This window comes from Duncaniella muricolitica (assembly GCF_910574735.1).
Lineage (GTDB): Bacteria > Bacteroidota > Bacteroidia > Bacteroidales > Muribaculaceae > Duncaniella > Duncaniella muricolitica.
The window spans coordinates 1-12,055 of the sequence record NZ_CAJTCF010000098.1 but is presented as its reverse complement, the minus strand read 5'-3'; the positions used below and the strand labels follow the sequence as shown (position 1 = coordinate 12,055).

General features: G+C 48.2%; 9 protein-coding genes, 2 tRNA genes and 1 pseudogene. 8 read left to right on the top strand and 4 right to left on the bottom strand.

From position 1 onward, the window contains the following. Nucleotides 1-222: 222 nt before the first annotated feature. A tRNA-Ser gene (locus QGT73_RS15675) sits at nucleotides 223-309 on the bottom strand. 137 nt (nucleotides 310-446) lie between these two features. Here QGT73_RS15675 and murB point away from each other — a divergent pair. From murB to QGT73_RS15645, 6 genes are all read left to right on the top strand, one after another. Continuing rightward, nucleotides 447-1,463: a UDP-N-acetylmuramate dehydrogenase gene (gene murB / locus QGT73_RS15670; protein WP_280123063.1), complete on the top strand. Its 1,017-nt coding sequence runs from the start codon at nucleotides 447-449 to the stop codon at nucleotides 1,461-1,463. Nucleotides 1,464-1,527: 64 nt separating this feature from the next. After that, complete coding sequence (murA, locus tag QGT73_RS15665) at nucleotides 1,528-2,838, top strand: UDP-N-acetylglucosamine 1-carboxyvinyltransferase (protein WP_280123062.1); 1,311 nt, start codon at nucleotides 1,528-1,530, stop codon at nucleotides 2,836-2,838. 73 nt (nucleotides 2,839-2,911) lie between these two features. Beyond that, nucleotides 2,912-5,113 (top strand): RelA/SpoT family protein, encoded by a 2,202-nt coding sequence (locus QGT73_RS15660; RefSeq protein ID WP_280123061.1) that lies wholly within the window; start codon nucleotides 2,912-2,914, stop codon nucleotides 5,111-5,113. Continuing rightward, nucleotides 5,094-5,948 (top strand): hypothetical protein, encoded by an 855-nt coding sequence (locus QGT73_RS15655; protein WP_280123060.1) that lies wholly within the window; start codon nucleotides 5,094-5,096, stop codon nucleotides 5,946-5,948. Before QGT73_RS15660 ends, QGT73_RS15655 begins: the two co-directional genes overlap by 20 nt. Then, the gene (locus QGT73_RS15650) at nucleotides 5,938-7,302 is read left to right on the top strand and encodes a YihY/virulence factor BrkB family protein (RefSeq protein WP_280123059.1); all 1,365 of its coding nucleotides are present in this window, start codon (nucleotides 5,938-5,940) and stop codon (nucleotides 7,300-7,302) included. The genes QGT73_RS15655 and QGT73_RS15650 overlap by 11 nt, the downstream gene beginning before the upstream one ends. 65 nt (nucleotides 7,303-7,367) lie before the next feature. Beyond that, entirely contained in the window at nucleotides 7,368-7,745 is a 378-nt protein-coding gene (locus QGT73_RS15645) for a RidA family protein (RefSeq protein ID WP_280123058.1), read from the top strand. A gap of 111 nt (nucleotides 7,746-7,856) precedes the next feature. Here the strand turns inward: QGT73_RS15645 and QGT73_RS15640 are convergent. Next, nucleotides 7,857-9,270, bottom strand: a pseudogene (locus QGT73_RS15640) (glycoside hydrolase family 140 protein). An 872-nt stretch (nucleotides 9,271-10,142) separates the two neighbouring features. Between QGT73_RS15640 and QGT73_RS15635 the strand changes: the two are divergent. Further along, nucleotides 10,143-10,745, top strand: coding sequence for a helix-turn-helix domain-containing protein (locus QGT73_RS15635; RefSeq protein WP_280123057.1), 603 nt, complete (start codon nucleotides 10,143-10,145; stop codon nucleotides 10,743-10,745). 17 nt (nucleotides 10,746-10,762) lie between these two features. Here the strand turns inward: QGT73_RS15635 and QGT73_RS17570 are convergent, their stop codons facing one another. Beyond that, a complete protein-coding gene (locus QGT73_RS17570; RefSeq protein ID WP_425278416.1) occupies nucleotides 10,763-11,053 on the bottom strand; it encodes a TIGR04076 family protein in 291 nt (96 codons plus the stop codon). Between the two features lie 361 nt (nucleotides 11,054-11,414). On the opposite strand from QGT73_RS17570, the gene QGT73_RS15630 reads away from it, so the two are divergent. Beyond that, nucleotides 11,415-11,487, top strand: a tRNA-Gly gene (locus QGT73_RS15630). 50 nt (nucleotides 11,488-11,537) lie between these two features. Here the strand turns inward: QGT73_RS15630 and QGT73_RS15625 are convergent. Next, the gene (locus QGT73_RS15625; protein ID WP_280123064.1) at nucleotides 11,538-11,912 is read right to left on the bottom strand and encodes an MmcQ/YjbR family DNA-binding protein; all 375 of its coding nucleotides are present in this window, start codon (nucleotides 11,910-11,912) and stop codon (nucleotides 11,538-11,540) included. Between the last annotated feature and the right edge of the window lie 143 nt (nucleotides 11,913-12,055).

The following is a 12,055-nucleotide window of genomic DNA, read 5'->3' as shown; positions in this document are numbered from 1 at the left end:
GGACCGAGACTTCTTCATATTCCGACTGGTCAAACTCTACGCCTAAAAATTTAACACTTCTAACTGCCAAATTTAACATATGCACCGCCATTTCGGCTTGACCCCATTTCAATGGCAAATGGCTGGCAGGAGACACTGCTGTAAGGGCATGAAAAAACCTCAGAACTGTCTGACAGTCTGAGGTTTTAAGGTTCTGCGGACTTTTGTATAGTCCGTGGGTTGCGGAAAGACAGGGATTCGAACCCTGGGTGCCCGCAAGGGCACAACGGTTTTCGAGACCGCCCCGATCGACCACTCCGGCATCTTTCCTCATGGTTGCTTCAATCCTCGGTACAACCCTTTGCAGGGGGTTTCCTTGAATTGCGGTGCAAAGTTAAGACTTTATTTTTAAAAAACCATGCATTTTTATTAATTTTTTTCAGAATTATTTGATTAAATTTGTGCCTATGATTACCACATATCATAATTTCGACCTATCTAAAGCCACTACATTTGCCATCCCGGCCAAGTGTGGATGCTTCATTGAATATGACCGCAAGGAAGATATTCCGTTTATACTCTCTGCGTTACGAAAAGATGTCGACTTTCTGCATATCGGTGGAGGAAGCAATTTACTTTTCACGTCCGACTTTCACGGCGTGATTGCTCACAGTAAAATTAAAGGCATAGAAATTATCGAAGAGAACTCTTCGCATGTAAAAGTGCGCGTTGGAGCCGGCGAAATAATGGATGATTTTATCCATTGGGCATGCGACCGCGAACTTTGGGGAGTTGAGAATCTTTCCGGAATTCCCGGCGAGGTCGGAGCTTCCGCTGTGCAGAATGTAGGTGCTTACGGTATGGAAGCGGCCGACTCTATAATAGAGGTGAATGCATTTGACAGGGAGAAGCATGAATTTGTCACTATCGCTCGAGATAAGTGCCGTTATGGCTATCGGGATTCGATATTCAAACGCCCCGAACTACACGGATGTTATATAATACACTCGGTGGTCTATCAACTTTCCACCCTACCCGCCCCCCACATCGAATACCCGGCTCTTAAGGAGTATTTTTCCACACCTCCGACATCTCCTCTTGATGTGCGTAAGGCTGTGATGTCGGTACGTGACACAAAATTGCCCGATCCGCAAACCATACCAAGTGCCGGCAGTTTTTTCAAAAACCCTGTCATTTCCGAGACTCAGCTCGAACACATACAGAACGTCGAGGGGAATAACTCATTCCCACACTATCGGACGGACGACGGCTGGAAAGTACCGGCAGCATGGCTGATTGACCATTGCGGATGGAAAGGCCGATCGATTGGCAACGTGGCCGTATGGCATCTTCAGCCATTGGTTATTGTAAATCCAGAGCGCAAGGCTTCCGCCGATGAAGTATTACGGCTCGAACACGAAATCATGCTCTCGGTACGTGAAAAATATGGTGTGACTTTGACACCCGAAGTTGAACACATCTGAACCCATCGGCGTTCAAATATTATAATTACCCCCACCTCTCACAGTTATCAGCTAAACACAAATTATGAGTAAATATATTATCGAAGGCGGACACCGCCTCAACGGCGACATCAGACCACAAGGTGCGAAAAACGAAGCCCTTCAGGTAATCAGTGCAGTATTGCTTACAAAAGAACCAGTGACAATACACAATGTCCCCAACATTCTTGATGTCAAGAATCTCATAGATTTGCTCAAAGCCATGAATGTCAAGGTCGACAAAATCGGTGAAGGCAGTTATCGCTTCCAAGCTGACGACCTTGACGAAGACTATATATCAAGTGCCGATTTTGTAGCCCGATGCGCCGGTCTGCGTGGCTCAGTGCTTGTGGTCGGACCTCTGCTTGCCCGTCTCGGACAAGCCTATTTTGCCAAACCTGGAGGCGACAAAATCGGACGCCGAAAGGTTGACACCCACATAACCGGACTCTCCAAGCTTGGAGCCATGATAGCCTACAACGAGGAGCGTCAGGCTTATTACCTAATTACAGTCAACGGACTGAAGGGTTGCTACATGCTTCTTGACGAGGCCTCTGTGACCGGCACCGCCAACATTGTCATGGCAGCCGCATTAGCTGAAGGCACCACCACTATATATAATGCAGCATGCGAGCCTTATGTGCAACAACTGTGCAAGATGCTTACTGCAATGGGAGTAAAAATAGAGGGTATAGGTTCAAACCTGCTCCGCATCACCGGTTGCGAGCGTCTTGGAGGGGCTGAACACACCATTCTGCCCGACATGATTGAGGTCGGCAGCTTTATAGGTATGGCTGCACTGACCCAAAGCTCACTGACTATCAAAGACGTGTCGTATGACAATCTCGGTATCATCCCTGACGCCTTCCGACGCCTTGGCATCAAACTCGAGCGCAGGGGCGATGACATATTCATCCCTGCACAGGACGTCTATGAAATCGAAAACAATCTCGACGGTTCCATTCCCACCATAGCCGACGCTCCATGGCCCGGACTCACGCCCGACCTTCTGTCGGTAATTCTCGTAACGGCCACACAATGTCGCGGTTCGGTGCTCATTCACCAGAAGATGTTTGAGAGCAGACTGTTTTTCGTCGACCGACTCATTGATATGGGCGCGCAAATAATGCTCTGCGACCCTCACCGTGCTGTCGTTATTGGACTCGATCACAAAGTGCCGCTGAGAGCCAACAATATGCACTCACCCGACATTCGTGCCGGCATCGCCATGCTTATTGCAGCATTAAGTGCCAAAGGCATGTCGGTAATTGACAACATCGACCAGATTGACCGAGGCTATGAGGCCATCGACACGCGCCTGTCATCGGCCGGAGCGTGCATATCACGCCGCGAATAATACGCATATCCCCCACTCTCTCCGCCATTCACCCCAACTGATCTGACCCTTTCCACCTTATTTCATAAGCGCAATGGAAACAACCAAGACATCACATAACGATTTGCGTCAACTAGTGCGACATCTGATGACGGCCGCCTCAATAGTGGCCGAGCCATCCGATTATCAAACCTTGCGCAAAGTCTATAAGGAGGCCGTTGAAGCCGGCTATAAACCGGCTCACACCCACGGCATAGACCCTGTGGCAAGAGCCATGGAGACATGCATCGCGCTATGCGAGATGGTGTCGCCCGACCGCAACATGATTATAGCAACGCTTGTCTACAATCTATGTTCAGCCGGCTCACTCGAAGTGCAGCATGTAGAGCGACTGTGGGACACCGATGTGGCCCGCCTCGTGACAGGCTTGATGAAAGTATCGACGCTCTACGGAAAACAGACTGTAGTCAAGACCGATAACTTCCGACGCCTGCTCATGGCTCTGGCCGACGACATCCGTGTCATAATCATCATGATTGTCGATCGCCTCACGCTCATGCGGGCCATCAACCATCATCCTGACGAGAAGTTTGTCATTGACACAGCTTTTGAGGCTAATTACCTCTACGCACCTTTAGCTCATCGCCTCGGCCTGTATAAAATCAAAAGCGAACTGGAAGACATGTCGCTCAAATATACAGCCCGCGATACATACACTAAGATTGCACGCGAGCTCAACGAGACCAAGGCCGCACGTGACGCGTATATCGCTTCATTTATTGCCCCTGTAAGAGAAAAACTCGACAAAACGGGGCTTAAATACGAGATAAAAGGACGCACAAAAAGTATATTTTCCATCTGGAACAAGCTGCGCAAGCAACAGGTGGAGCTGTCGGGCATCTATGACCTCTTTGCGATACGTATAATTCTTGACGTACCTCTGGAGGACGAGAAGGCCGAGTGTTGGCGAGTATTCTCCATTATCACCGACATGTACACCTCCAACCCCAAACGTCTGAAGGACTGGCTGTCCATACCTAAAGGCAACGGATACGAATCACTTCACACCACCGTAATGGGCCCTGACAACAAATGGGTGGAGGTGCAGATACGCACACGCCGAATGGACCTCGTAGCCGAGAAAGGTCTTGCCGCCCATTGGAAATACAAGGGCATCAAGAGCGAGGGACAGCTTGACGCGTGGATGAACAATGTGCGCGACATCCTCGAGACCGCCGACGGTCCGATGGAACTGATGAAAAACTTCAAGATGGACATCTACGATAAAGAAGTGTTTATCTTTACACCTATGGGCGATCTTTACCGACTGCCTATGGGCGCATCGGTTCTCGACTTTGCCTTTGCCGTCCACTCCAAACTCGGATGCTCATGCATCGGAGGCAAGGTCAACGGACGCAACCGCAAGCTCAACCACAAACTGTCGTCGGGCGACACGGTCGAAATTCTCACCTCTCCGTCCCAGCAACCCAAACTCGACTGGCTCAATTTTGTTGTCACTACCAAGGCCCGCAACAAAATAAAGCAGACCATCAACGAACGTGCCAACAGATCGGCGGAATATGGACGCGAGCTGCTCCAGCGCAGATGTAAAAACCGCAAAATCGATCTTGAGGAAGCGACACTCATGCGTGCCATCAAAAAGATGGGTTACCGCACAGTAACAGACTTCTACAAAGCCATTGCCGACGAGAGCATTGATGTCAACGATGTGATGGCGACCTACGAGCTGCTCAATGCCGCCGACCACAAGGCCGAGATAGAGCGTCGCAGTGCCGAGGAGTTTGAGTTCATGGACCAGAGCGAACGACATTCCGACAATTCGTCAGATGACATTCTCGTCATAGGCGACAACATCAAAGGAGTAAACTATCGGCTCTCGAAATGCTGCAATCCCATTTACGGCGACAAGGTGTTTGGATTTGTTTCTGCCGAGGGAGTCATAAAAATCCACCGCATCGACTGTCCCAACTCGCGCCATATCCACGAACGCTACCCCTATCGCGTGATACGCACACGCTGGTCAGGCAAAGCCGGCAATCAGTTTGCCGCCACAGTGCGCATTGTCGGCATCGACGACATCGGCATCGTCACAAATATAACATCAATAATCAACAAGGAAAAAGACGTAGCCCTTCGCAATATATCCATTGAATCAAACGACGGCATGTTCTCGGGCTTTCTCGTCCTCGGCATCAACGACACAGCCGCACTCAACAATATAATCAAAAAAATCAAAACTGTCAAAGGCATAAAAGATGTTCAACGCAGCAACTAACACCTCTCGCTCTCTCGTCTCGGCATTGGCCGCTCTATCCATACTCGCTTCATGCTCCGGCTCGGGCGATAAAGCCAAGGCCGAAGCCCTGCTTGCAGAAGCGACCGCAGCCTATGACGCCCGCAACTATGCCGGTGCGATTACGCTCACCGACTCCATCAAGTCGGCATATCCGGCTGAAATAGACGTGCGCCGCCAGGCTCTCCATCTCGCCACACGGGCCACCGAAGGTTTGACTGTACAAAAGCTTCAAGAGGCCGATTCGCTCGTCGCCGTGCTTGGAGTCAGAGGAGATTCGCTCCAACGGCTTGTGAAATTCGTAAAGAATCCCATCGAGGGATACTACACAGGAGCATCCACCGATCCGGAAAGCGTAGGAGCAGTCAACGGCCTTCAGGCACGTATAAGTCCTGACGGAGATTTCTACATAATATCATCCCTTAAAGGCAAACCGGCCAAAAGCACTTCGGTCACCGTGAGCTGCAACGGAGAGAGTGCGTCGACAGCTTCCGTGCCTCATGACGGCGAGCGCAATGACCGCTCGATGGGAGCCGAGATCATAACATTTATGGGAGTCGAATGTGACTCGCTCGGACGTTTCATCAACAAGCACCGCGCCACTCCGATGACACTCACATTTAACGGTTCGTCCTCCCACTCCATGCCGCTGCCGGCGATACAGGCTTCAGAAATAGCCACCCTGTATGATTACGCTACGACTCTGCGCCAGGCCAAACTCGCAAGCATCGAAAAGGAACGCCTCACACGTATGCTTGACATAGCCAGATCACAGGCTGCCAAGACATATATAGAAACACCGACCGATGAAAAATGACACGAAATCCAAAGGACGCCTGGCGCAAACCTATGACCGTCTGAGCAAACGGGCCATGGCTTTATGGGCCTATTGCTCCGAAGGTGTATGGGAGGACCATCGCGACAATCTGAAAGTCAACCTCATAAAAACAGTCAACCTGACTGTCAAAACCTTTATGAGCACTGACCTCCAGAGCAAAGCGTGTGCCATGACCTATCGCACCATGCTTGCTGTGGTGCCGGCTCTTGCGTTGGTATTTGCCATAGGCCGAGGCTTTGGATTTCAAAATCTACTTCAGAATCAGGTTTACACTTATTTCCCCTCACAACACAAGGCCCTTGAGATGGCCTTCAAGTTTGTCGATTCCTGCCTGGCCCAAGCATCCGAAGGCCTGTTTGTAGGCGTCGGTATAGTATTTCTGCTCTGGACCATCGTCTCTCTGCTTGACAGCGTTGAGGACGCCTTCAACTATGTGTGGGGAGTGACTGTCGGCCGCTCGTTTTTCCGCAAGGTCACCGACTATCTCGCCATATGTATCATACTGCCTATTCTGATGATATGTTCGGGGGGATTACAGATATTCATGTCGACAGCCATACAGAAGCTGCTGCCTTTTGACTTCGTGACACCGTTTCTTGAAATAATGCTCGACTGCGCGAGCGTGGTGCTCACATGGCTCTTTTTTGTCGGAGCATACATGCTCATCCCCAACGCCAAGGTTAAATTCAAGAACGCTCTACCGGCCGGCATATTAGCAGGAACCGCTTTTCAATTACTCCAATGGCTATTTGTCACAGGCCAATTGTATGTAGCCAAATACAATGCCATCTACGGCTCCTTCTCATTTCTGCCTTTGATGCTCATATGGATGCAGCTTTCGTGGCTGATAACACTGGCGGGAGCTCTTGTGTGCAGTGCGGCTCAAAACATTGCCATGTTTACATTCAACCGCCAGACACGCGACATATCTGACAACTACCGGCTGAAAGTCACCATTGCCATTCTCTCGGTGATAATAAAACGTTTCGCCGCAGCCAAGCGGCCTATAACACCTCTCGAGACAGCTTCGACTTATGGCATTCCCTCACCGCTTGTCTCGGCAATCACAGACCGACTGATAGCGTGCGGACTCCTTGTCAGAGTCATGCCCGAAGGGTCACACGACCTCTCGACCGACGAGCAGCCCGTGCAGCCGGCCATGAGCATCGACCATTACTCATGTGTCTTTGTCATAGAGCGTCTGCGCAATCACGGAGAGAAGAATTTCATAGCCGGATTCCCGGCTGAATTTCCGGGCGTAACAGCCATATGCGACGAGATCGACTCACGTCTCACGACAATGAAAGGCGACACACTACTATCGGAAATATAAAATAGCAACAAAAGTTTTGCCAAAGCAAAACCATAATAAATATCAATGTTAAACATTTCAACAACATGAAAGAAGTAATTTCAACTACTGCGGCACCCGCAGCCATCGGCCCCTACAGCCAGGCCATCAAGTGTGGTTCACTCCTCTTCTGCTCAGGCCAGATACCCGTAAATCCCGCTACCGGCGAAGTACCCGAAGGCATCCAGGCTCAGACCGAACAGTCGCTCGCCAATGTCAAGGCCATTCTTGCCGCTGCCGGCACCAGCATCGACCGAGTAATCAAGACAACTGTATTCCTCGCCGACATGAGTCTCTTCGGCCCCATGAACGAGGTATATGCCCGCACATTCTCCGAGCCGTTCCCCGCCCGTTCGGCCGTAGCTGTGCGCGAGCTCCCCAAGCAGGTACTTGTTGAAATCGAAGTTATCGCCGAAGTGGGATAAATTCAGCAATCACAAGCCAAGCGGAACCTCGCTAAAAAATGGAGAATGGACGCCGAGCTTTGCTAAGCTCAGACATCCATTCTCCATTACTGTTTTTGCGCCTCTCGTCTGTCACTCCGTAAGGTCTCTCACCTCAGGCTGCGGGAGCGACATAAGCGACGTAGTCTCGGGCGTCAGATAAGCAGACTTGACATCGGTCACAATAAGTACACCATCGGCATCACCATCAGGTTTATAACGCATATCCTTACCGACCTCTCCGATATACTTGACCGCTCCGGAAGCTGCGTCCATCCACCAGGCGCGATGCTTGCGGCCCGAAATTTTGCTCAGATCCACATTCATGTCTCGACCGGTGTGATTATACACCAACAGATAATCTTTGCCACGAGTAGCAATAAGACGTTCATATCGCACACCGTTATCACGTATGGCCGACCGGTCAGGCACACGCTCATAATAAGGAAACGCAAGCATAAGCCGCTTAAGATGTACCATCTGATTGAAACCGTCATCATCAAGAGCCTTATACCACGGCTTGGCTATACCGTCGGCGAAATACGCGCCATTGACTCCGGGACGCACAAACTGCATTATGGAATTATGTCCATAGGTATGCCCGCATGATCCGGCAAACACCGACCAATAGGCATACCGACGCACATCACGGGCACTCCATCGCGGCTCGTCAGCACCATGCAATCCCTGCGGTATATCTTCATAACTCGGCTCGCCATCAAGCACCGGTCGCACGGGATCATAAACCCTTGTCGAGTCGACATACATCCATGAGTCCTCCTCCGTACCTTCCTGTATGGGATAATTCTTGTTGCCCATACGTTGGTTGTAACGCCTGTGGCCGCTCTGAAACATATGAAAATCGAGCCACTCGCGGTCGGCAAACCATTGGGCCGATGTATGGCGTCCGCGAGGATGATAGGTCATGACATGATTTTTGTCAATGCTCCTGATAGTACGTGCCAGCGAATCCCACACTTCGGGACGTATATCGCCTTGCACATCTCCACCCATTATCCAGATCACATTAGGCTTGGCCTTATAACGGTTGGCAAGAAACGTACCGTAGGCTACAGCTTGCTGCTCGTCCATCATTCCGGCTTTGACCATACCTCCCCATACCGATGTATATGCCGTTGCGCTCGGCCATATCTATAATATAGTCCATATGATCCCAATAACCATACACTCCGGGCCTATTGATATTAGAGAAATCAAACCCGTCAGGCATTGACATCTGGCCATACACGTTAAAAGCAGGTATACCATTTATCACCTGGATCTGTACGACATTATATCCAGCCTCGCCACATCGTTTCAGATAGTAGGCAGCCTCATCCCTGTCGAGTCTTTGAGGCAAGAGCCAGCCCGTATCACCAAGCCAGAAAAATGGTGTTCCATCGACATGAGAGAGATGTGATCCGACATCCGACACTTTAAGACCACCATGTTTCCATGGTTTTTCTATGCCCTTTGCTCCACAAAAAAATATGGATATACATAACATAAATGTAATGATTCTTTTCACGGTAGAGATTATTTAAGTTAGTGAAGATATGTTTAAACTAATGTAAAACGTAAATATATATCGAATTATTTTTACATTTAGATGAATTTTTCAGCCAAAATATTTGCGTATGTTAAAACCCCTAATAATCAAACACTTTAACACAAAAGAATTGTTATACAATCGAAGGCCATACATCATGACTTCAATTGATCTTTAAGTGTTTGAAAATCAAAACCACGAATAACACATCAAATAGTTTGTGTTTGATTTTGCAATGTAGCGTTTTGCAATTACAATCAAATCTTTTAATATTGCATCTGAGAATTCAATATCGAAATTTATCCCATATCGTAATAGCTATAATTCTCAAATAAAATATCAGCTCTCGTGACATCATTTTAAATCGCAACCTAATCTAATACATCAAGCAATCTTGATTTTACAATTTCCATATCATGTTTCATTTGCATACTACTCAACAATTCACAATGTTTTGATTTATTAACTTGATTTTTTAAACACTAGAACTCAACATATTACAAAAATAATCTGAAGAATAGCTACAAACAAATCATACAATCATAGGCATTTTTAACTCGCAGTAGTTATCCCACCCATCAAGAGTGTACGTCCCAAATATATACCGAAAGCCATTAAACAGTCCCTTTAATACGTCCATTTATAGCAGTCGCCTCGATTCCATTTCGCAAACTCAAAAACACACTCTCAGCTAATTCATTCTCAAACTCACGCCAATTTACAATTCCATAATCTAATCTTGTGTTTTGGAAAATAAATTTTGCAGTTTCAAATATTATAATTACATTTGCACATCAAATGTAAAGTCAAATTTTACAAGTTTGCAAATTATGGATCTTGTTTCCAGACTCAAACAGTATCTCAACACACGCGGCATCAGCATAACTCAGTTTGCCGACGAATGCGACATACCTCGCCCATCTGCCTCTCAGCTACTTGCAGGACGCAATAAAAAGGTTAGCGATGAAATTATCGGCAAAATACATTACACCTATCCCGAACTTTCCGTCTCATGGCTGATGTTTGGTGAGGGAGAGATGGTAATCGGTGATAATATCGCAATCTCAAAGCCTCAAAACGAGCCCACAAGCGCAGAAAACAACACACAAAAAACTGACATACAAGAATATTCGTCACAAGACGAGAATCTTTTTTCTGTCGACGATTCTGACTCAGAAAAATCCGAGGCATCAGACGCGGAAGAATTTTCATTTGTAGGCAACACCTTTGCGTTCGCAAGCAATCCATCAACCTCATCCGCTCCATCTACCACGCCGTCACCTCAAATACAGGACCAGCAGTCGCCCAATCGCCCCATTACCGTCACTCCTGGCAAAGGCAAATGTGTCACCGGAATCGTTGTATATTACAGCGACTCGACCTACGAATCATTCGTCCCCGATCCGGAAGCGAAACATCCGTTTATGCGATAAAATCACAAAGCTATCCCCTACAACAAATCCACCTTAAATATAACCGGTCTTGTTCCATCCGGACAAGCTACTACCAGAATATTCTCACGCATGGCCACACAACTCTGCACAGCCATGTTGACACTTCCTATTATTACCGACCAAGCCCTAAGGCAAAAATCGGCAGGACATTCACATCCATTTGCAAACTCCATCACAACTCCCGGACTAAACATCTCGCATGGTCCCGACTCTGGGTCGTCAAGATATCGGCTCTGAATATCCTCATAACACTCACATCTGATTACTGCAAGCCTGAACGACCTCATCGGCCGCAGCTCACTCCAGGAAGACAAAGCCGAGCTCTGCGCATCGAATGCCCCTAATCCCAATGCGCCCATAGCCAGCGCACCAATTTTGCAAAATTTACGTCGGTCCATACATCTGCAAATGTAGATATAAATCTTGAGATATATACACCGGCAGAATAAATAAATGTTTTTTCTTTAGAGGAAAGACACGCAATAAATCCGACTCCGCCACAGCTTTTTCGTATACTCCGGCACAAAAAACGCAACAACTGTTTTGTCAATTCAAAAAAATATCCCTACCTTTGCATCGGTCAACATCGTCGCAGGCCCTCCCGTAATCCCGCCGCTCCGATCACTTGACCATATAAACCTAACGCCCGCGGTAATAGCTCAGTTGGTAGAGCATCAGCTTCCCAAGCTGAGGGTCGCGAGTTCGAGCCTCGTTTACCGCTCAATGACACGAAGCGTGCAGTCAATCGCGATTGACTGCACGCTTCGTTATTTACTCAATAGGGAAAACCTTTCTTGCTTTTTCTCCTTTTCGTGTACGTCGTGCCGTTGACTTCCCCATATATTTTTCCTTGACCAGACGATAGGCCATGGCGACAGCATCACGCACGACAGCCTCGGGAATATCACCGTCAAGGTCGAGCCGCAGCCAATATTTCAACGCACTGTTACCGGGCACACCCAGCGACGCATACAATGACTTCATCCGTGCAATTTCCTCTGGACTCGATTTGGCGTTGACATATGTAAAATCCTCTATGTCGACAAAGCAGAACATATGGTCAAGCACATAAAATACGAGCAGCGAATCAAACCGCTGGGCAAATTTGCCAAACGGCATCTTCTCCTTCACTTCACCAAGCGACAGGCAATATTCTGGCCCAAGCCGAAATTCCAGTGCATATGTTAAATTGAGTAGACCGAAGTGTTAAATATTCAAGCGTACAGTTTGACCAGGCGGAAGATGAAGAAATCGCGGTCTCGGACACCGCGCATTTGCGAGCGGAAGAT